At 36.0% G+C, this 20,576-nt stretch carries 20 protein-coding genes; 13 read left to right on the top strand and 7 right to left on the bottom strand.

Annotated features, from left to right (window positions below; all coding sequences use genetic code 11):
* Positions 1 to 13: 13 nt before the first annotated feature.
* From dapF to herA, 9 genes are all read left to right on the top strand, one after another.
* Positions 14 to 859, top strand: coding sequence for a diaminopimelate epimerase (gene dapF, locus HUS24_RS07110; protein ID WP_173911348.1), 846 nt, complete (start codon positions 14 to 16; stop codon positions 857 to 859).
* Between the two features lie 247 nt (positions 860 to 1,106).
* Positions 1,107 to 1,601, top strand: coding sequence for a chorismate lyase (locus HUS24_RS07105; protein WP_254433815.1), 495 nt, complete (start codon positions 1,107 to 1,109; stop codon positions 1,599 to 1,601).
* Positions 1,602 to 1,615: 14 nt separating this feature from the next.
* A complete protein-coding gene (gene ubiA / locus HUS24_RS07100; protein WP_173911346.1) occupies positions 1,616 to 2,503 on the top strand; it encodes a 4-hydroxybenzoate octaprenyltransferase in 888 nt (295 codons plus the stop codon).
* A gap of 114 nt (positions 2,504 to 2,617) precedes the next feature.
* Complete coding sequence (locus HUS24_RS07095; RefSeq protein ID WP_173911345.1) at positions 2,618 to 3,817, top strand: S9 family peptidase; 1,200 nt, start codon at positions 2,618 to 2,620, stop codon at positions 3,815 to 3,817.
* A gap of 153 nt (positions 3,818 to 3,970) precedes the next feature.
* Positions 3,971 to 4,333 (top strand): endonuclease domain-containing protein, encoded by a 363-nt coding sequence (locus tag HUS24_RS07090; protein WP_173911344.1) that lies wholly within the window; start codon positions 3,971 to 3,973, stop codon positions 4,331 to 4,333.
* A 45-nt stretch (positions 4,334 to 4,378) separates the two neighbouring features.
* Positions 4,379 to 4,600, top strand: coding sequence for a hypothetical protein (locus HUS24_RS07085; RefSeq protein WP_173911343.1), 222 nt, complete (start codon positions 4,379 to 4,381; stop codon positions 4,598 to 4,600).
* Positions 4,601 to 4,705: 105 nt separating this feature from the next.
* On the top strand, positions 4,706 to 5,641 hold the full coding sequence (locus HUS24_RS07080) for a DUF4297 family anti-phage-associated protein (protein ID WP_254433814.1): 936 nt from the start codon (positions 4,706 to 4,708) through the stop codon (positions 5,639 to 5,641).
* Positions 5,641 to 5,943 carry a hypothetical protein gene (locus HUS24_RS17025; protein ID WP_254433813.1) on the top strand — a complete coding sequence of 101 codons (303 nt, stop codon included), beginning with the start codon at positions 5,641 to 5,643 and terminating at the stop codon, positions 5,941 to 5,943. The genes HUS24_RS07080 and HUS24_RS17025 overlap by 1 nt, the downstream gene beginning before the upstream one ends.
* Positions 5,933 to 7,681 carry an anti-phage-associated helicase HerA gene (herA, locus tag HUS24_RS07075; RefSeq protein WP_217424343.1) on the top strand — a complete coding sequence of 583 codons (1,749 nt, stop codon included), beginning with the start codon at positions 5,933 to 5,935 and terminating at the stop codon, positions 7,679 to 7,681. The genes HUS24_RS17025 and herA overlap by 11 nt, the downstream gene beginning before the upstream one ends.
* A 45-nt stretch (positions 7,682 to 7,726) precedes the next feature.
* Here herA and HUS24_RS07070 read toward each other — a convergent pair whose 3' ends face one another.
* Positions 7,727 to 10,621 carry a valine--tRNA ligase gene (locus HUS24_RS07070; protein WP_173911342.1) on the bottom strand — a complete coding sequence of 965 codons (2,895 nt, stop codon included), beginning with the start codon at positions 10,619 to 10,621 and terminating at the stop codon, positions 7,727 to 7,729.
* Positions 10,622 to 10,986: 365 nt separating this feature from the next.
* Between HUS24_RS07070 and HUS24_RS07065 the strand changes: the two genes are divergently transcribed.
* The 3 genes from HUS24_RS07065 (at position 10,987) to HUS24_RS07055 (ending at position 13,294) form a co-directional block, all read left to right on the top strand.
* Positions 10,987 to 11,679, top strand: coding sequence for a hypothetical protein (locus tag HUS24_RS07065; RefSeq protein ID WP_173911341.1), 693 nt, complete (start codon positions 10,987 to 10,989; stop codon positions 11,677 to 11,679).
* A 69-nt stretch (positions 11,680 to 11,748) separates the two neighbouring features.
* The gene (locus tag HUS24_RS07060; protein ID WP_173911421.1) at positions 11,749 to 12,555 is read left to right on the top strand and encodes an SDR family NAD(P)-dependent oxidoreductase; all 807 of its coding nucleotides are present in this window, start codon (positions 11,749 to 11,751) and stop codon (positions 12,553 to 12,555) included.
* A gap of 31 nt (positions 12,556 to 12,586) precedes the next feature.
* Entirely contained in the window at positions 12,587 to 13,294 is a 708-nt protein-coding gene (locus tag HUS24_RS07055) for a hypothetical protein (RefSeq protein ID WP_173911340.1), read from the top strand.
* 155 nt (positions 13,295 to 13,449) lie between these two features.
* On the opposite strand, the gene HUS24_RS07050 is transcribed toward HUS24_RS07055, so the two are convergent.
* Entirely contained in the window at positions 13,450 to 13,638 is a 189-nt protein-coding gene (locus HUS24_RS07050; RefSeq protein ID WP_171531379.1) for a hypothetical protein, read from the bottom strand.
* A 214-nt stretch (positions 13,639 to 13,852) separates the two neighbouring features.
* A complete protein-coding gene (locus tag HUS24_RS07045) occupies positions 13,853 to 14,431 on the bottom strand; it encodes a DJ-1/PfpI family protein (RefSeq protein WP_173911339.1) in 579 nt (192 codons plus the stop codon).
* A 244-nt stretch (positions 14,432 to 14,675) separates the two neighbouring features.
* Here HUS24_RS07045 and sbmA point away from each other — a divergent pair, with 244 nt between their 5' ends.
* Positions 14,676 to 15,875 (top strand): peptide antibiotic transporter SbmA, encoded by a 1,200-nt coding sequence (gene sbmA / locus HUS24_RS07040; RefSeq protein ID WP_173911338.1) that lies wholly within the window; start codon positions 14,676 to 14,678, stop codon positions 15,873 to 15,875.
* 80 nt (positions 15,876 to 15,955) lie between these two features.
* Here sbmA and HUS24_RS07035 read toward each other — a convergent pair whose 3' ends face one another.
* From HUS24_RS07035 to HUS24_RS07020, 4 genes are all read right to left on the bottom strand, one after another.
* Positions 15,956 to 16,705, bottom strand: coding sequence for a DUF4850 domain-containing protein (locus tag HUS24_RS07035; RefSeq protein WP_173911337.1), 750 nt, complete (start codon positions 16,703 to 16,705; stop codon positions 15,956 to 15,958).
* Positions 16,706 to 16,948: 243 nt separating this feature from the next.
* The gene (locus HUS24_RS07030) at positions 16,949 to 17,845 is read right to left on the bottom strand and encodes an ABC transporter ATP-binding protein (protein WP_173911336.1); all 897 of its coding nucleotides are present in this window, start codon (positions 17,843 to 17,845) and stop codon (positions 16,949 to 16,951) included.
* Positions 17,845 to 18,789, bottom strand: a complete 945-nt coding sequence (locus HUS24_RS07025; RefSeq protein WP_173911335.1) for an ABC transporter permease — start codon at positions 18,787 to 18,789, stop codon at positions 17,845 to 17,847. Before HUS24_RS07025 ends, HUS24_RS07030 begins: the two co-directional genes overlap by 1 nt.
* Before the next feature lie 169 nt (positions 18,790 to 18,958).
* Positions 18,959 to 20,575: a PepSY domain-containing protein gene (locus tag HUS24_RS07020; RefSeq protein WP_173911334.1), complete on the bottom strand. Its 1,617-nt coding sequence runs from the start codon at positions 20,573 to 20,575 to the stop codon at positions 18,959 to 18,961.
* Between the last annotated feature and the right edge of the window lies 1 nt (position 20,576).

Genomic DNA, 20,576 nt, shown 5'->3' with positions numbered 1-20,576 from the left:
GGAGTCAGTGTAAATGTTATTAGAATTTACCAAAATGCATGGTCTTGGCAATGATTTCATGGTGGTGGATCTGATTAGCCAACGTGCTTTTTTTGATACAGCAACCATCCGCCGTTTGGCAGACCGTCATTTTGGGGTGGGTTTTGATCAACTTCTAATTGTTGAACCACCTGACTTTCCAAATGTAGATTTTAAATACCGTATTTTTAATGCAGATGGTTCTGAGGTTGAGCAGTGTGGTAATGGTGTACGTTGTTTTGCACGTTTTGTACATGAGCGTCAACTGACCAATAAAACCAAATTTAAAGTACAAACCTGTGCAGGCATTGTTGAGCCTGAAATTGGTGCAAATGGTTGGGTGCGTGTCAATATGGGCTACCCAAAATTTTTACCTGCTGAGATTCCATTTATTGCCGACGAAGCCGATGCTTTGTATGACATTGATTTGGCAGGTGAACAAAAGTTGACCATTGATGTGGTGAATATGGGTAATCCGCATGCAGTGACTATCGTTTCTGATGTTTTAACCGCAGATGTAGCCAATATTGGTCCTCAAGTCGAGTCACATATACGCTTTCCTCAACGTGTTAATGCGGGTTTTATGCAAATCATTGATGAAAAACGTGCACGTTTGCGTGTGTTTGAACGAGGCGTAGGTGAAACTATGGCATGTGGTACAGGTGCTTGTGCTGCGGCTGTGTCAGGTATGCGTCGTGGCTTATTGTCGAACAATGTTGAAATCGAACTTGCAGGCGGTAAGCTACAAATCGAATGGAAAGAAGGGGATGTGGTTTGGATGACTGGTCCAACAGCAAATGTCTACGAAGGTCGTCTGGACTTACGTTATTTCCAAAGTTGATTTGAAAAACTGCTTAAAAGCTGATTGTAAAATATGAAAAGCCCTGAATTAATTTTGGGGCTTTTATTTCAACTTCTTCAGAGTGAATATTTAAAATAACACTGCTTTTAATTGCTTAAATTTTGAATATACCTTTAGCAATCACAACACAGCTTGTCACAATCTCGATATACTTTATAAAAACTGACATTATTTTTGATTATTCTAAATGATGCTTTTATTTATTTAACATTTCAAGGAAATGACATTGATTGCTTCCTGCCCCAAACAGGTTTTCAATATCCCTGCGCATTTAAAAACATGGCTTTATGCTGAAGGTTCATTGACTCAACAATTGACCGATGCCGCAGGAGGTGTGTTCAAGGTAGAGCCGACACAAGAACATTTTCAACGCTTAAACTTGCTGGATAGTCAGTGGATGAATATGCCAAATCAACATACGGCATGGGTGCGTGAAAGTTTTTTATATGGTTGTGAGCGAGATGCTTGGGTTAAAGCGAAAAGTATTTTCCCGATCTTAAGTCTACAAAAACGTGCCCGACTTTTTCAGCATATTGGGCGTAAACCCATTGGAAAGTTTCTGTTTCAACGTACCAATCCTGCTTGCGAACGTCGTGTTTTGCTTTTAGAAGATGGTTGGACACGTCAAAGTTGTTATACTTGGCATGGCTGCAAATTTATCGTACAAGAAACTTTTTTACCTGCTTTTGAGCAATTCCTTGAAAGTAAGTCGTTGAAATAAGGTGTTGGATTTTCATGGCAACTCTGCAACAAACCACATGGCGTGACCGCTTAGAAGCATATTATTATCTGTGTCGTTTTGATAAACCTATTGGTACAGAGTTGGTATTTTGGCCAACCATGTGGGCGTTATGGATTGCGGCAAAAGGTACGCCTGATCTTAAAGTCTTAGTTGTCATGATACTCGGTGTGATTTTCATGCGTGCAGCAGGTTGTGCAATTAATGATTTTGCTGACCGCAAAGTGGATGCACATGTAGAAAGAACCAAGAGCCGACCACTGGCAACAGGGGTTATTTCTGCCAAAGAAGCGATTTTGGTTTTTTTAATCTTGGTTGCAGCGAGTGCCTTTTTATTATTTTTCTTGCCGATAGAAACCTTTTTTTGGTCATTTGGTGCGTTGTTCTTAGCGTTTATATATCCGTTTATGAAACGCTACACTCATTTACCTCAAGTCTTTCTTGGTGCTGCATTTTCTTGGTCTATTCCTATGGCATATACGGCTGTTGGGGCAAGTCCTGATTTAAGTTGTTGGTTATTATATTTTGGTAATTTGGCATGGACAGTGGCGTATGACACACAGTATGCCATTACAGACCGTGAATATGATTTAAAAATCGGGGTGAAATCGACTGCGATTTTATTTGGAAAATACGACATTCAAATCATTTCTTTGTTACAAGCAACGGCTGTGATTTTGATTGGTACAAGTTTGTATTTAGAGAATTTATTATTTCCTTATGGCTTGATTGCATTGTTGGTAGTGGTTGCTGATTTTATTTACCAATGGACTAAAACCCATGATCGTGATCCACAGCGTTGTTTTTGGGCATTTCGCCATAACCGTTGGGTTGGATTGATCATTTTTGTAGGTATTTTTGCGGCATTGTATTTTAAAAATTAAAAAGCATAAAATTACTGCATTTTTATGAAAGCATCCTAGTAAGATGCTTTTTTTTATGCTTTATTAGACCAATGCTCATGAAGAGCTTAACAACAATAAAATGAGGATTTGCATATGCAACAGTTACTTAAAAAATCTCTAATCGCTTTAAGTTGTAGCTCGGTTCTATTGTTTGCAGGATGTGATGACGACGATGATGATTTTAATTTCATTTCAGACTCAAAAACCAAAACATTCCAAGTCGACAATGATGTTGCAAATGTCGTGAATAAGCACGACATTTTTACTTATACAATGCCAAGTGTTTTAAATAAAGATATTGATGCAACCACTTTGGTATTTACACCGAAAGGAACTGCGCCTGTAGGTGGTTGGCCTGTGGTGGTGTGGGCACATGGTACAACAGGGGCAGCTGATCAATGTGCGCCATCTGCGAATCCTTTGGTTGGACTAGAGAAAAACTTAATTATAGCTTTGCTGCAAAAAGGTTATGCAGTTGTTGCGCCAGACTATGAGGGCTTAGGCAATAAAAAAGTTGCTCATCCTTATCTCAATCTACAAAGTGGTGCAAAATCAATTTTATTTGCTTTAGATGCAGCAAATAAACATTATGGTAATTTATCTAAAAATTGGAGTGTGATTGGTTGGTCGCAAGGTGGACATGCGGCTTTAGCTGCGGCGGAATACAGTAAAGTCTTACCTAGTTATAATTTTAAAGGTACAGTGGCGATTGCACCTGCATCATATCTCGCTGAAACCTTAGATATGGGAATGGCGGTTGCGAATAATTTAGCACTTGCGCAAGATTTTAAAAATGCAACTGCGGTTAGTGCAACTCTACATACGTATGCTGCGATTGTCAGTTCAGGAATCAAAGCAGGATCAACAACCTTTAAATATAATCAAGCGTTTATCGATGCTAAAGTGCCACTTGCTGAGAAAGCTGAGAGTTTATGTTCACCTGAGTTAGCTGTAGAATTTGGTAAAGACATTACTAATAGCTTACAAGCAAATCACGGTAATCTGAGTAAATATCAAGCTTTACAGCCAAATTTCAAATCAGATCCTGATGTTGCAAATTATTTAGCAGACAATACTCCAGCGAAAATTAAACTTGAAAAACCAGTTTATATTTATCAAGGCAAAGACGATACCACAGTGCCTTATCCAATCACTGTAAAATTAGCTGAAAATATGCTTGCGAAAAAAACTGATGTTCATTTAAAGCTTTTAGACGGAAAAACGCATAGTACGGCTGTATCAGATAATATTCCTGCTTTGGTGAGTGATGTGGATATATTAATGCGTCAATAGCCTGAATATGTTTGGAAGTTGATTTTAGCGTGTTTTAAAGAAACGTCTGATGCTTTGCATTGGGCGTTTTTTATTTGGGTGAGGGAGTTTTACGTTGTTTGTTGAATATTGATCTTTAATCTGTTTTTGAAAAGTATATGAAAGATAATAAAAATGAAAATAAATTCACAATTATTACAATTTGCTAAAAATATGCGTACCAATGCCACAGATGCAGAACATTTGATGTGGCAGATTTTACGTGCTAGACGATTTATGGATTTAAAGTTTAGACGTCAGCATGTGATTGAGCCATATATTGTGGATTTTTATTGTCACGAAATTGGTTTGGTCATTGAGCTAGATGGTGGTCAGCATGCAACGGATGGTGGGAAAGAATATGATACGGAACGGACTAAGTTTTTAGAGGCTTTGGGTTTAACAATGGTACGGTATTGGAATCATGATGTTTTGGGGCGGACGGATATGGTGTTGGAGGATTTATGGAATGTGTGTTCTGGGTTGAAAGCGAATTAGTAATGAAAGCTCCTTCTCCCATTGGGAGAAGGCGGGGGATGAGGGTTGGTTAATAATGAAAGAAACTCAAAAGCACCTCTCCCTAACCTTCTCCTACAAGGAGAGGGAACATCATTGTGTATTAAATGGAAAGAAAATCCACAAAGGAAGATTCCTCTCCTTGTAGGAGGGAGTATAAAAGAACAAAATGAAAATAGATCAAAATTATTAGAATTTGATAAATCTATATATCATAATAATTTTACCTCTATAGAAAATTTAGTGTAAATATTATTGTGTTAAATTAATTACTAATATGATTGAAATAAGTTTTTGAAAATTAATATATTTATGTATTATAAGTAATGAATGTGTTTAATTCTTGGGGGGATTATGTCTGAGCCAAATAGACAGGCGATAGATACAATTAGAGGATATTTGTATCAATTTGATTATACGATTCTGCAAATACTTAATCATGAACATGAGCATGCTACTTTTACAGTAGAAGGTATTGAGGACATTGATATTGAGCAGCTAGGTAGTGAAACAGTTGCAATACAGTGTAAGTATTATGAGAAAAGCGATTTCACACCATCAAAAATTAAAGAAGCTATAGTTTGGATGGTGAGAGACTTTTCAAAAAGAGTGCAAGAAAGTCAAAGCTTAATACAATATAAATTATTTGGACATTACAAAAGTGGACAAGATAAAATCCAATACCCTATTGATATTACCTATCTGAAAGATAGTCTTTTAACAAGTAAGACACAAGAAAAAGAAGATAGGCCGAGTGTAATCACTAAAATTTATGAAGACTTAAATTTAAATGATAAAGATTTAGAACTATTTTTAAGTAAGTTGACTCTTGATATTGATGGTTTAACTTTAGATCAACAGCATACATGCATCCAGAAAAAGCTAACTGAACTAAATATATGTAGTAGTAATGATGCTGATTTTTTTTATGCAAAAAGCATTTATATCATACGAAATCTGGCTAAAAACCAATTGGAAGTTGAAAGAAAAATTACAAAAAGTAAATTCATTGATGACCTTAAAAACTCTAAAAGAATGATTTTTGATTGTTGGTATTTAGAAAAAGTGACCTTAGATAAATACTGTAAATCAATTAGAAAAAAATATTTTAATGATACTCAATCTAAATATAATAGATTTTTTTTGATTGATACCGCAAGTATAGGTTTTTTTGATTTAAAGGATTTGCTAAAAAAAATTAGTCATAAATGGTCAAATCTCACAGGCGTTAGGCAAGTTAAACGTTTTTGTCCATTTGTATATTTACATAATATTAATAGTGAGATTTGATGAATTTAAAAAAAGCGTTAATAGAAGATGGTTTTTTTATAGAAGATGGTCATTATTACAAAGGTAGTAGTTTTGATGCTGAATTATTTTTAAGAGAAGTTGTTGAGCATGAAAGTCCATATAGAACTCATCTTAAAATTATTAATGAGTTGGATGATTTTAAACTTCTAAAAAATAAACATATTCCTAATAAATATGTTTATCAATTTTATGTAAAGGAACCATTCTTAAGAATAGATGAGTCTTATGATATTTATTTTAAAAGTTTGGAATGCTTAAAGGGGATAGTTAGTGAAAGATGACATCTATTTAGCTGAAGTTATATCAGTGAAACCAAATAAGATTTTGGTACAAGTTACTAATCTTGAAAGTTTCAAACTTCCGGAAGAGCATTTAAAAGTTGGTTCGTATATTAAAGTAACTAACAATGACGATGCAAAGCTTATAGCAATTATTGAAAATTTTTCTATTGGTTTTGATAAAGATAATGAACAAGTATATTTAATCGAGGCTTTACCATTAGGTGTTTTAGAGGATGACAGTTTTACTCGAGGTGGAGATACAATAGCTATACCTCCAAAGAAAGTGGAACCTGCAACTATTGATGATATTAAAGCAATATATAATGCTATTGATGAAGTTAAAAGGTTAAAATTTTGTTCATTAAGTACTAATAAAAATATAGAAGTTCCTGTGGATGGGAATAAATTTTTTAATAAACATATCGCTATTTTGGGTTCAACAGGTTCTGGTAAATCTCATACCTTGTCCAAGATTTTACAGACTGCGATTTCTTCTAAAGATGGAAATTTTAGTTTAAATAATTCTCATATTATTGTATTTGATATTCATTCTGAATATAAAAGTGCTTTTCCTAAAGCAAATTTTTTGGATATTAATACTTTAGAGTTACCATTTTGGTTATTAAATAGTGATGAGTTAGAAGAAATACTATTGGATATAGGAGAGCGAGATAATTATAACCAGTCTTCTATTTTCAGAAAAATAGTTACTTTAAATAAAGTAAAACATAATCCAACTGTACAGAATATTTTCTATGATACGCCTATAAAGTTTGATTTAAATGAAGTCGTCAATGCAATTTATAATTTAAAGAATGAAACAAAAAGTTCTAAAAATCCAGATTATTGTATGATTGATGATCCAACTATTGATAAGGAAATTGGTCAATTTTTTGAGAGTGATGATGTAAAAATTAATTACTTTTTTGATAAACAGCTAAAGTTTTTACCTACCAAAAACTCTCATATTAATAAAGGTATGTATGCTGATGGGACACTAGATAAGTTTTATAATCGTTTAAGCGAGAAAATAAGGCAAGATCGTTTAAATTTTATCTTTAATAATGATTTAAAAGATATTGAGTTTGTTAATGTTATAAAGCAAATACTAGGTTATGACTCTGAGTGTAGTTCAAACATTACAGTTTTTGATTTAAGTGATGTTCCATTTGAAGTTCTCACGATTACAGTTTCTGTAATTTCAAGGTTGATTTTTGATTATGGATATTTTTATAAACGCCATCGTTTTGATAAAAATCCTTCAGAAACTATAAACAACGATGTACCAATTTTAATGGTTTATGAAGAGGCACATAAATATGTACCTAATAGTGAATTAACAAAATATAGGGCTTCAAAAATTGCTATTGAGCGCATCGCTAAGGAGGGGAGAAAATATGGCATTACTTTGATGCTTTCTAGTCAAAGACCGTCAGAAATTTCAGAAACAATTTTCTCTCAATGTAATAACTTTATTTCTATGCGTCTTACAAATCCTTTAGATCAAAATTATGTCAGAAAGCTTTTACCAGACTCCTTAGGTGGAATTATTGATATTTTACCAAGTTTGCATCAAGGTGATGCCTTGCTAGTTGGTGATTCTATAGTTCTTCCATCAATTGTAACAATAGACCGTTGTGATCCTGAGCCATCTTCGAGTGATATTCCTTATTGGAGTTTATGGAAAGAAGAGTGGAAATCTGTTGAATTTGAAGAAATTTGCCAAAAGTGGAAATAAAAAATCCCCTCAGTTGAGGGGATTCTAGATCAAACTAACAATACCTTAAAGCGCTGCAATCTGCTCCATATTCGCTTTAATCTTAGCTAACTGATCAGCAAACTCAGCAAGTTTAACTTTCTCGCCTTCAACTACCGCAGCAGGCGCTTTTGCCACAAAACCTTCATTACCAAGCTTAGTCGCAATTTGGTCATGCTGCTTTTGAACCTTGTCTAGGTCTTTTTGCAAACGACCCAATTCCGCTTTAGGGTCAATTAATCCCTTCATAGGAACGAATACAGATACGTGACCGACTACAGAAGATGAAGACAATGGCGGTTGTTCGCCATCAGCCAAGAACGTAATGCTTTCAACTTTTGCCAATGCTTTAAACAACGGTTCAATACGTGAGATCTGCGCTTTTTCAGCTTCAGTGGTATTTTGCAGAAGAACAGGCAACAAACGTGCATTACCTAGACCCATTTCACCACGAATGTTACGTACCGCACCAATCAAACCTTGCAGCCATTGCATATCCGCTTCTGCTTGTTCGTTGATCTTCGCTTCATCCGCAACAGGATATTGCGCCAACATAATCGTTTCACCTTGGATACCGATCATTGGTGCAAGTGTTTGCCAAATTTCTTCTGTTAAAAATGGCATTAATGGATGCGCAAGACGTAAAGATGCTTCCATTACTGCAAGCAGTACACGACGAACTTCCGCTTTACGTTCAGTTGAAATATTTTCATCGTTTAGAACGGGTTTAGTCAGCTCCACATACCAGTCACAGTATTCATTCCAAATGAACTCATAAATTGCTTGCGCAGCCAAGTCCAAACGATAGGTTGCAAATGCTTGCTGAACCGCAGCTTCGGCTTTTTGCAAACGGCTGATGATCCACTGTTCAGGCAATTCCCAAAGGTCTTGACGAACTTCTTGACCAATCGGCTGTTGTTCACAATTCATCATCACGAAACGGGTTGCGTTCCAGATTTTATTGGCAAAGTTACGGTAACCTTCAACACGTTTCATGTCGAATTTAATGTCACGACCTGTATTTGCCAATGCACAGAATGTGAAGCGAACCGCATCTGTGCCATACGCTTGAATGCCTTCTGGAAATTCTTTACGGGTTGATTTTTCAATCTTCGATGCTTGTTTCGGGTTCATCAAACCTGTGGTACGTTTTTGTACCAATGTTTCAAGATCAACACCGTCAATCAAATCTAATGGGTCAAGTACATTCCCTTTAGATTTAGACATTTTCTGACCTTCGCCATCACGTACTAAACCGTGAACATACACAGTTTTGAATGGAACTTGTGACGTACCATCTTCATTTTTCATGAAATGAAGTGTCATCATAATCATACGGGCAACCCAGAAGAAAATGATGTCAAAACCAGTTACAAGCACATCAGTTGGGTGGAAAGTATTTAAGAAATAGTTTTCTTTATCTTTCGCTTCATCACCTGTCCAACCCAACGTTGAGAATGTCCATAGTGCAGACGAGAACCAAGTATCTAAAACGTCTTCATCTTGTTTAAGTTCAACTTCAGCAGCAATGTTGTTTTTCGCACGAACTTCCTCTTCGTTACGACCCACATAAATATTGCCTTCAGCGTCGTACCAAGCAGGGATACGGTGACCCCACCACAATTGACGAGAAATACACCAGTCTTGAATGTTATTCATCCAAGCCATATACATGTTGCTGTATTGTTCAGGAACAAATTTGATATCGCCATCTTTTACTGCTTTGATCGCAGGTTCAGCAAGCGGTGCAATTTTCACATACCATTGATCTGTGAGTAGCGGCTCTACAATCACGCCTGAACGATCACCGCGAGGTGGTTTAAGTGTGTACGGTTGGATTTGATCTAACCAGCCTTCGCTTTCCGCTTGTTCTACTAATTTTTTACGTGCAGCAAAACGCTCTAAACCAATGTAGTCCGCAGGGGCAGCAATGGTTTTAGAAATTTGTTCACCCGCTTTTGCGATGTATTCAAACTCAGCTAGGATTTCAGCATTTTTGTTGAAAATATTGATAATTGGCAATTCACAACGTTTGCCTACTTCGTAGTCATTGAAGTCATGTGCAGGCGTGATTTTTACACAGCCTGTACCGAATTCTTTATCTACATATTCATCTTTGACAATCGCAACAGCACGACCTGTAATTGGCAGGATAATGTTTTGACCGACAAGATGTGCATAACGCTCATCATCAGGTGCAACCGCAACCGCAGTATCACCGAGCAATGTTTCAGGACGAGTGGTTGCAACTACGATGTAATCTTTACCATCGTGGGTACGCAGTGATTTATCTTCAAAGAAATATTTAAAGTGCCAAAGTGAACCTTGTTCTTCTTTATCTGACTCAACTTCAAGGTCAGACAGGGCAGTTTGTAATTTTGGATCCCAGTTAACCAAACGTTTACCACGATAGATCAAACCATCTTCATGCAGTTTTACAAACACTTCTTTTACTGCATTGGATAGACCTTCATCCATGGTGAAGCGTTCACGTGACCAGTCTACAGAAGAACCTAAACGACGGATTTGACGAGTAATCGTGCCGCCAGATTGTTCTTTCCATTCCCAGATTTTGTCGATGAATTTTTCACGACCCAGATCATGGCGGCTAATGTCTTGGGCAGCCAATTGACGTTCAACCACCATCTGGGTTGCAATACCTGCATGGTCTGTACCTGGTTGCCATAAAGTATTTTTGCCAGACATACGGTTATAGCGCGTCAAAGCATCCATGATGGCATTGTTAAAACCATGACCCATGTGCAAGCTACCTGTGACGTTTGGTGGCGGAATCATGATACAAAATGAATCGCCTTTACCCGAAGGTTGAAAATAACCATTTTCTTCCCAAGTCTTGTACCATTTTTTCTCGATCTCGGTAGGATCGTAAGTCGTAGCAATGTTTTGCGCTGAATCAGTCATAGTCTAAACAGATCAAAAGTAGATAAAAAATTGCATCCATTGTAGCAAAATATTTATTGGCTTTGTTGATTCTGATTCAGCTCATTTACAGCTTAAAAATAATTTTTAAATTTGGTCTTTCAAAATATACGATCTTTAGCATTTAAATATTGTCCAAAAAAATATTAAAAACAAAAATGAAAACAGCTAAATACCCTACTAAATTAGTCAAAATTACAATAAAAGCTATAAAATAGTATGAAAAAGAGTGGCTTAATCGCCAGTGAAAATCAAAAAACTAGGATAAAAAGACAATGCATAAGTAATTATGCTTTGCTAATATCTCAACACCGTTGACCAATAATATTAACAAAAGGCTGATTTGCATGACTTACAAAATTAACTTAGCAATCAATACCGAAACGTATCAAGCGTTAAAAAATGTGACTGAACGTTTGAATCAAGGTGACAAGGAAAGTTTATCTAAACAATTGGGCAGTATATTTACCGAAATGTCGTGTCAGGTTTTAGAGCAAGTTTTTGGACGATTAATTGAAGAAAAACGAGGCAAAACCTTGGATACAGCAGGACAAAAAAGTCTAAAAGAAGCTGAACAAATATTTGAACAAATTGAAAGTGCGCTTAGAAAATATATGCCTTGGTCGATTTCATTTTTTGGCAATGACCGTTTAAAACCCGTTGCAAATCATATTTTACAAAAATTTGATCATTCAAATCCTGAACAAATCTATATGTACTATGTGCTAGACCGAAGTTTAGGGGAAGAAGCAAGTCGTAATATTGAACAAGTTTTAGCGGGAAATATTCAAGCTTTGCCTGCAACCTTGAAAAATTTGGTAAAAATTATTGATCTTGGAATTTCTGAGTTTATTCGTGATCCAAAAACGTTATTAAAGTTTAATTTTGTAGTGGATAAAACCTTAAATGGCGTGATTAATATGATCACCAGTACAGGCTATAAACGACTTGAAAAAGTAGGGGATGAATACAAAGCCAGTGATGCTGAAAAAGCACAACATTATGCAAAACATTTTAACCATTTCTTGGTACGTGCATAGTTTTTAGCTATTGATCAATGGTTTGCATGAAATTATTTTTATGGCATATTTACAATAAATAGGTGAGGAATAGATTTCATGGAAGGTATAGAAAATAAGGTTGTTTGGATTACTGGAGCTTCATCGGGTTTAGGCAAAGCATTAGCCAAAGAGTGTGCTTTACAAGGTGCGCAAGTGGTACTTAGTGCACGCCGTTTGGATGAGCTGGAAAATGTACGTGTCAGTTTGTTACATCCAGATCGACATATTTCTGTAGCGATGGATATCACCAATGAATCCGAAGTTCGCCATGCTTATGAGCAAGTTTTACAAGAAAAAGGGCGGATTGATTGGTTGATCAATAACGCAGGTTTGAGTCAGCGTGCCTTGATTGCCGATACCACCATGCAAACTGAACGTGCCATTATGGAAATTGATTACTTTTCACAAGTATTTTTAACCAAAACTGTTTTACCGACTTTTTTAGCGCAAAAATCTGCACGTATTGCTTATGTTTCAAGTATTGCAGGCTTACTGGGAACGCAATATCGCGCATCTTATTCGGCTGCAAAAGCTGCGATTCATATGTGGGCGAACAGTTTACGTGCTGAAGTTGCTAAAGATGGAGTAAATGTTTCAGTCATCTTCCCTGGTTTTGTCAAAACCAATGTGTCATTTAATGCTTTAAATGGTGAAGGTAAACCGCAAGGACATCAGGATGAAGCGATTGAAAATGGTTTGGATGCTGATGTTTTTGCACAACAAGCCATACAAGCCTTAAGCAAAGGTGAAGAGTATATTGTTATTGGTGGGCGTAAAGAAAAACTAGGTGTCGCAGTTTCAAGAATTTCACCACAATTTCTATATAAAATGATTCGTAAAATGAAAGTGAAATAAACGCTTGCTTAAAAATATAAGAGAAATTTACATGAAAATAAAATTAAAGTTAGCGTGTGGATTTTTCTCTTATATTGCAATGAATACAATGGCAGTTGCTATAGATTGCACAGACGAATCTCAACTTTCAGCCATTTTAAAACAAGCCAAAATCAGCTATTCCACAAGTGATTTGGTGGACTGTAAAATATTACCCAATCAACCAAATACTCAGTTGATCGCCTATGCTGAATGGCGATCAGAACCCCATGAACCTGAAGTGGGAGATTATATTTTATCACTGATTTCTTGGGATCAACGGCAGCATAAAGCCAATGATGTTTATCATGTCAAAGAACCCTTAGTTTCAGATGCAATCGCTTTGGAAAGTATTCAACTCGATACCGCTACCTATCAACTCAACTCAAGTTTAAGAGCAGTGGGTTTGCGCTTAAATTATCGTGGATATTCACAACCAAACCCATTTTCGATGCAATTATTAGATTTATATGATCTAAACAATAAACGTAAGATATTGAATAGTTTGATTGTAAATCAATACCGAGCAGAAACAGATACACGTTGTAATGCTGATATTGAAGAGCGTAGATCAACCTTAATCATGCAAAAAACACAAACTAATCATTTTTTTGATATAGAACTCAACGGTAAAATTGAAAAATATGAAATGTATGGTACTGAAAAAAATTGTAAAAAGCTTAAAGCTCAGGCATTACAACAGAAATTTATTCTAATTTGATGGACAGCAGTATCGTGTACCTAAGGTAATTAAAGATGAATATGTTTATTAGAGATTAAGTTTTATCAAATTTTTCTTTCAAAATCATCTGGGAAAAATGCACTTTGAGTGATTTTGAGAGGCATAAAACTTAATCTCATAGATTCAATGAGAAATTAAATCTTTTTCCAAACCGTATCTTCATCTTTAAAATTAACTAAAAAGGAAATTCCAGACTCATCCTCAACCAAATATGACGAAGGATTTTCCATTTTAACTTTTAATAAAGTACCAGCCGCAATGGTAATTGGTTCTAAGTCACCTTTTTTTAAGGTCATCGGTTGCAATAATTCGATGATATCCATAAACAAATCCTAAATACTGGTTTAAAAATAAAGTTGTGAAGGGAATTATGACATGTCTAAATGATTATTTTATTGAATTGAAACTTAAACCATACAAGCAATTGTATTGATTTGATTACAAGCTAAATCTATGGTTTTGTGAGATATTGATCAAAACTTATATGAAAATGATATTTGATTTGCAAAACATCTCACGCCACCAGTATTTATTTTATTAAAGTTGTACTGTCGCCCCTAAAACCTTAATAAATTGTGCCAACCATGCAGGATGAGCAGGCCAAGCAGGAGCGGTAACCAAATGTCCATCAGTGACAGCTTCAGTCACGGCAATGTCTGCATATTGACCACCAGCAAGTTTCACTTCAACAGCACAAGCAGGATAAGCTGAACATACACGACCTTGAAGAACATCTGCTGCTGCTAAAAGTTGTGCACCATGACAAACTGCTGCAATTGGTTTTTTGGCTGCATCAAACTCACGTACAATTTCAATCACACGTGCATACATGCGAAGATATTCAGGTGCGCGTCCACCAGGAATGACAAGACCTACATAATCAGCACTATTCACTGCTGCAAAATCATAATTAATAGCAAAATTGTGACCACGCTTTTCACTATAGGTCTGCTCACCTTCAAAGTCATGAATAGCGGTAGCAACGGTATCACCTGCTTTTTTATCCGGACAGACAGCATGTACCGTATAGCCTAAGCCTGTTAAAAACTGGTATGGCACCATTGTTTCATAATCTTCAACATAGTCACCCACCAACATCAAAATTTGTTTAGCCATGAGATTTTCCCTCTTTTAACTTGCTTGATTTTATATAGATCGACCATAGCAGATTGATATGAACGATTTAATCAGACCAATGGATATAAACATAAGTTTGAAAATACAGCTTTTTTGTATGTAAGTCATATGACAAGTTACTAAAATATAAAAAAATTAAGGCAGAGCCATATTTTTCTTTAAGTTTTTGGGCATAGTATTGCAAACCGTAAATTTAAAAAATGATTAAGGATAGCAATACTCAATGTTTAAGTCTTTTTTTCCAAATCCAAAATGGTTTTTTGGGTCTCTGTTGATGTGGTTCGTGATCAATCTAGTCTTATGGTATAGCGGAGGAAAAGCATGGGGCGAATTTATCGGTTTTCCGCAAGGTTATGCCAGTGCTGAATTGCCGATTAATGTGAGTCGTTTTTGGTCAGCGCAGTTTTTGTGGTTTTATTTATGGTTCTTTGCTGCGACTGCAATATTTGCAGGATTTTGGAAATGGCGATCTGATAATAAATGGCAAGCATGGTCAGTGTGGGGATCGGCATTTATTTTATTTAATGTTTGGTTTGGCGTGCAAGTTTCTGTTGCGATTAATGCGTGGTATGGTCCATTTTGGGATTTAATTCAAAAAATGCTTAGCAGTGGTGGCGGCAATATTCAAGACTTATATATGGGAACATTAACATTTTTAATGATAGCAATGGTGGCTGTGACTATTGCTGTAATTAATTCATTTTTTGTCAGTCATTATATTTTCCGTTGGCGTACAGCGATGAATGAATATTACACGGCACATTGGGATAAATTACGTCACGTGGAAGGTGCATCACAACGTGTACAAGAAGATACCATGCGTTTTGCTACAACTTTAGAATCACTAGGTGTAAGTTTTATTAAGGCGATTATGATTTTAATTGCATTTTTACCTGTATTAATTGAACTTTCTAAGCATGTTCCTGTACTGCCTGTGATTGGTGAAATCAAATATTCATTAGTGTGGGCAGCAATTGGTTGGGCAATTTTTGGTACATTCCTATTGATGGTGGTAGGAATTAAACTCCCTGGATTAGAGTTTAATAATCAAAAAGTTGAAGCAGCTTATCGAAAAGAGTTAGTCTATGGTGAAGATTATGCAGACCGTGCACAGCCTGCAACATTGAAGCAATTATTCCAAAATGTACGTAAAAACTATTTCCGTTTATATTTTCATTATGCTTATTTTAATATGGTCAGTACATGGTATGCGCAGCTTGATATTTTATTTAGTTTAGTTGTGCTATTTCCATCGATTGCAGCAGGAACGATGACTTTAGGTTTATTAAATCAAATTGGTAATGTATTTGATAAGGTACGAGAGTCTTTTCAATATCTTATCAGCTCATGGAAAACTATCATCGAGCTTTTATCTATTCATAAGCGTCTAAAAGCCTTTGAATCGGTTTTAGATGAAAAATAATTTTTAGAATTTTAACAACTGTGAAAGAGAACATATCCAAATGTTCTCTTTTTTATTAAATGCCTGTGGTGTGAATGGTTTTAATGTGTGGCATGATAAAAGTTTAAAATCGTACGGACTAAACTTTGATTGTTTTGATTAAATGTCACATGAATTTCACGAAAGTTAAAATCTCCATCATCGGTATATTTGGCAACACCATGTGTTTTATAGCTAATTTTTGGAATTTGATAACTAAAAAATGCCGTAGTTTTATTTGGATAAACCAAAGTTAATTTTTTATTACGGTCTTGAATACCGCCATATTCATATTCAAGACTTTGTTTGAGCAAATGTGGAAAATACAAACTCGCTGCAGGATAACCACAGCCCGAACATAATGAAGAATCATACAAAGTAATGGCTTCTTGATGATTTGGACTCATGAGTAAACTTGAACCTGTGCCGTTTGCGCCAGCATTGGTTTGAATATCTTGCCAATGTCGAGGAACCAAAAGCACGCCTATTTCAGGTAAATAAAGTAGTTTTAATTGTTTGGCGTACTTTTCCTCTAATTTAAAATCAAAATGACATGATTGTGCATGGCATTTCAGAACTTTTTCAATCAGCCCTTCATCCACAGGACTAAGTACTGTTACACCATAATAGGGTACGCTGACACGATTTTGAAAAGTGGCGTTGCCGAGAAAATACTGCTGATTATGCATTTTACGTGTTTGAACAGGATCAGAAAATTGAGGAAATTTAGGTTGAAATATACTGATTTTTGCATAGCTCAAAGTGGTTGTACTGAGTAAGCAAATAAAAGCGAAAATTATTTTAAATTTCATTTTATCGTTATGACTATGTAATTGTACTAAGTATATTTAATCACGCTTAAGCACAAGCGACATCTAAGAGTACTCAGATATAAAAAATATTTTTAGATGCACTTTATTTATACTGAAAAATGTTAACGAGAAATGCAGCACTTGAATGCATTAAATTTTAATATATTTCAATGTTTTAGATTGGTTTTTTATGAAATGCAGGCAAAATTGACCTGCATCATTTCGCTGTGATAATCCAAGAAACTACTTATGTGTACTGACTTGGGTCATACGAGGAATTTTAGGTAAATCTTCTAATGCAGGGTCGAGTTCATCTTCCTGTGCATGAACAAGAAAATCAACACGCTTACGTAAATGTTTAAATTCTGGTGTAGTCATTAACTCAGGATGGCGTGGACGAGGAAGGTGCACCTCAATAATTTCTTTAATTTCTCCAGGATTGGCTTTGAGTGCCACGATTCGATCTGCCAATAAAATCGCTTCATCCATATCATGTGTCACAAAAATAATTGTAATATCAATATTTTGCCATAAGTCCATTAGGTGCTTTTGCATTTTTTGGCGAGTATGTGGATCAAGTGCACCAAAAGGTTCATCCATCAATAAAATTTTGGGTTCATTCACCAAAGCACGTGCAATGGCAACCCGTTGTTTCATTCCGCCTGAAAGTTGATGTGGATATTGGTTTTCATATTTTTCTAAACCAATGATATTGATCCATTCTCGTGCAGCGGCTTCTGCGACAGGATGACTTGCACCTTTCATCAGCGGTCCAAACATGACATTTTCTTTTACGGTTTTCCACGGAAATAGGGTATAGCCTTGAAAAACCATGCCGCGCTCAGGACTAGGGCCATGAATATTCTGACCATCGATCAAAAGTTCACCCTGACTATAAGGGTCTAAGCCTGCTACGACACGGCTAAAGGTAGATTTTCCGCAACCTGAAGGACCGATCACACAAATAAATTCTCGTTTATGAATTTTTAAGTCTAATTGCTTTAAAATGGTACGTTCAACTTGATCATGTTTAAAAATTTGTGTGAGCTGTTTGGCTTCCAAAATCACAGGGCGTTGATAAATCGCATCAAAATAGGCTTTTGTATCAAAATCAATATGTTGTTCAGGATGAAGATTCATTATTTTACTCCTACTTTCCATTTAAACAGACGTTGCCCAAGTTTCATGAGTACAACATCACAGAGCAAACCAATCACACCAATAATGAGAATCGCCGCATAGACATTGTCAAAGTTTTGATAGCGTGCTTGTTGGGTAATAAACCAAGTAATGCCAGAGGTTGTACCGATCAGTTCAGACACGATTAAATAGGTCCATGCCCAACCGAGTAACACCCGTAAATCACGATAAATATCAGGTAGTGCAGCAGGAATGACCACATAAAATAAGCTTTTAAATTTATTGGTACCCAGTGTAAAACCTGCTTCAATCAAGCCCTTATCTACCATACGCGTGGTATTGGCGATGATCAAAATTTGTTGAAATAGCGTACCAATCACGATAATGGCAATTTTCGGTGCATCATTAATTCCCAAAATCGCCACTGCTAATGCACCAAAGGCAGGTGCAGGCAAGTAACGGAAAAACTCTACAAATGGCTCAGTGAGTTGGGAGATGGTTTTAGAAAATCCACATAAAATTCCCAGCGGAATACCAATCAGCGAGGACAGAAAAAATGCAGTAAAAACAATTTTAATACTGTGCCATAAGCTTTGATGAAACCACGGTGCATCTGCTTGTGCTGGTGGTGTGGTAAATGCCGTGACCAATGCAATTGCGACTTCATGTGGTGCAGGTAAATAAATCGGATTAACTAATTTTCCTTGGGGTGGTGTAGCATCCTGATTGACTGCATTTTGTGCTTCAGCATAAAAAACAGCTTTATCTACACGACTATCAATTTGAAAAAATGGCACATTGCCTGACTGTGTAATTTGTACTTGTGGATGCCAAATAAAAGGCAAATAACTAACAGCACACCAAATTAAAATAGGAATTAAAAAAGAACCAAAACCGAGCAAAAGTTTTTGTCTTGCACCGAGTTCACTAGCAACATAAGCCATAATGTGTCGCCCCAATATTACGATTTTTATTAAACGTAATACTGATAAGCAAAATGGATGCCATCTCTGTGTTTTATATTGAGAATGATATTTAAACAAAAAAGCCAATCACTTATGACTAAATGATTGGCTGAACTTTAATTTTCCAATACTAAGCTGAACAAGAAAGTTAGGATTTGCTTGTTACCGCCCATAAAGAACCTTGCTCAGCATTTTTTTGACGGTCTCGTGCTTGTTGATAGAAACGTAAAAATGCCAGAGCCGAAACCAATGCAACTACATCAACCCAAATTGTTGCACCGCCATAGACAGAGATCCCGCTACTAGGAATAAATATTCCAATCAAACTGGTTAATGGCATGAGTATCAAAGCTATAGCAATCATCATCAGCAATTTTGGCAGGGCTTTGGCATAGCCGATAATAAATGCAAAAGCACTACACGCTAAAAAGATTGCATAATAGCCATACATAAAGAAATGATTGATACTGTTGAATGGTAAGTATTGAAAAATAATACGACTCAGCACCAAAGTCGCAACGATCCCCAAGATACAACCTAAACAGGTGCCGATGGTCAAGTTCGCTAAAAATACGACATCTTTACGCTGTGTTGGAATTGGGTCTTGTGCTCGTTTTTGTTTACGTGCCCGAGTTTCGACCCATAAAATATTACCTGAGTAAAATAAAAATGCGCCGCCAATGCCGAGAATGAGATAAACCCAACGTATAGTAAATCCACCAAAACTGCCAAAATGTAAACTAAACATGGCATTTACCAGTTTGTCACTGGCAGTATTTTGTGTGTTAATAAAACTGACATCAAATTTATCCACGGCATAAGGATTCATACGCATAAAATCTTGCGATGCACCGCGTAGCATTTGATCGTCACTATACAGGGCAATGCGTGCAGAGGCTTTTTGCGGATCATCTAAATTAGCCATTTGAATATAATCAACCCGATATTCAGGTGCAACTTGATGAATTTTATTTAAAATTTGATGAATATCATTTTCAGTTGAGCTGACATGAATCACTTCTTTGGCAGGTGGTGTAAAAACAGGCTTTCCTTTTAAGGCTAACTCTCCCAAAGCATCATAAAAAAGATCATGGAAGGCAAAAACAATCACCGAAACACTGATTAAAATATGAAAAGGTAAACTGGTAATTCCGACCACATTATGCGTATCCAACCAAAAACGCTTTTTATTTTTTCCCGGGCGAATTACAAAATAATCTTTAATCAATGTAGGAAGTAAAATAATCAGTCCTGACATCAGGGCTAAGAAATATAAAACAGCAACAATTCCCATCACATAGACACCAAAACCATGATGTCCGAGCATGCCTGGAATACCACCTGTTTCATGCAGTTGTTCAATCAGCCAACCTGCTTTGGATAGGTTTTCTTGTTGAACAATTAATTGTCCATTTTCATCTAAGCTTGCAAGCCATGCAGTTTGTGCAGTATTAAAACCTTCGCCACGACCATGTTCCGTCCAAGACAACGGTGCAAAATGAAACTCATTAGAATTAAAATTTAAAGTAAAACTTTTTTCAGTTGCAGGATATTTTTTTTGGACTTGCTGTATTAGAGCTGCATATTGTTCAATCTGAATCTGAGGGAGTTTTTGTTTTTCTGGTGTTGCCCATTGGCTAATTTGGTGCTGAAACATGCTTAAACCACCTGCAAAAAAGCAGATAAATAGTAAAATTCCAGCACTTACACCAACCCATGTATGCAAATTTTTGGCAATTTTCATGAGATCAGAACGAATTTTCATA

The organism is Acinetobacter sp. Marseille-Q1618 (genome assembly GCF_902809855.1).
Taxonomy (GTDB): domain Bacteria; phylum Pseudomonadota; class Gammaproteobacteria; order Pseudomonadales; family Moraxellaceae; genus Acinetobacter.
The sequence above is the reverse complement of the archived record's forward strand: the minus strand, read 5'-3'. Positions and strand labels throughout refer to the sequence as shown.

Coding starts and splice junctions, on each gene's coding strand:
- HUS24_RS07035 (WP_173911337.1), bottom strand. CDS start 16,705: ATGAAATTTAAAATAATTTTCGCTTTTATTTGCTTACTCAGTACAACC.
- HUS24_RS07050 (WP_171531379.1), bottom strand. CDS start 13,638: ATGGATATCATCGAATTATTGCAACCGATGACCTTAAAAAAAGGTGAC.
- HUS24_RS07095 (WP_173911345.1), top strand. CDS start 2,618: ATGCAACAGTTACTTAAAAAATCTCTAATCGCTTTAAGTTGTAGCTCG.
- HUS24_RS07025 (WP_173911335.1), bottom strand. CDS start 18,789: ATGGCTTATGTTGCTAGTGAACTCGGTGCAAGACAAAAACTTTTGCTC.
- HUS24_RS07030 (WP_173911336.1), bottom strand. CDS start 17,845: ATGAATCTTCATCCTGAACAACATATTGATTTTGATACAAAAGCCTAT.
- HUS24_RS07065 (WP_173911341.1), top strand. CDS start 10,987: ATGACTTACAAAATTAACTTAGCAATCAATACCGAAACGTATCAAGCG.
- HUS24_RS07055 (WP_173911340.1), top strand. CDS start 12,587: ATGAAAATAAAATTAAAGTTAGCGTGTGGATTTTTCTCTTATATTGCA.
- ubiA (WP_173911346.1), top strand. CDS start 1,616: ATGGCAACTCTGCAACAAACCACATGGCGTGACCGCTTAGAAGCATAT.
- HUS24_RS07045 (WP_173911339.1), bottom strand. CDS start 14,431: ATGGCTAAACAAATTTTGATGTTGGTGGGTGACTATGTTGAAGATTAT.
- sbmA (WP_173911338.1), top strand. CDS start 14,676: ATGTTTAAGTCTTTTTTTCCAAATCCAAAATGGTTTTTTGGGTCTCTG.
- dapF (WP_173911348.1), top strand. CDS start 14: ATGTTATTAGAATTTACCAAAATGCATGGTCTTGGCAATGATTTCATG.
- HUS24_RS17025 (WP_254433813.1), top strand. CDS start 5,641: ATGAATTTAAAAAAAGCGTTAATAGAAGATGGTTTTTTTATAGAAGAT.
- HUS24_RS07080 (WP_254433814.1), top strand. CDS start 4,706: ATGTCTGAGCCAAATAGACAGGCGATAGATACAATTAGAGGATATTTG.
- HUS24_RS07070 (WP_173911342.1), bottom strand. CDS start 10,621: ATGACTGATTCAGCGCAAAACATTGCTACGACTTACGATCCTACCGAG.
- HUS24_RS07020 (WP_173911334.1), bottom strand. CDS start 20,575: ATGAAAATTCGTTCTGATCTCATGAAAATTGCCAAAAATTTGCATACA.
- HUS24_RS07090 (WP_173911344.1), top strand. CDS start 3,971: ATGAAAATAAATTCACAATTATTACAATTTGCTAAAAATATGCGTACC.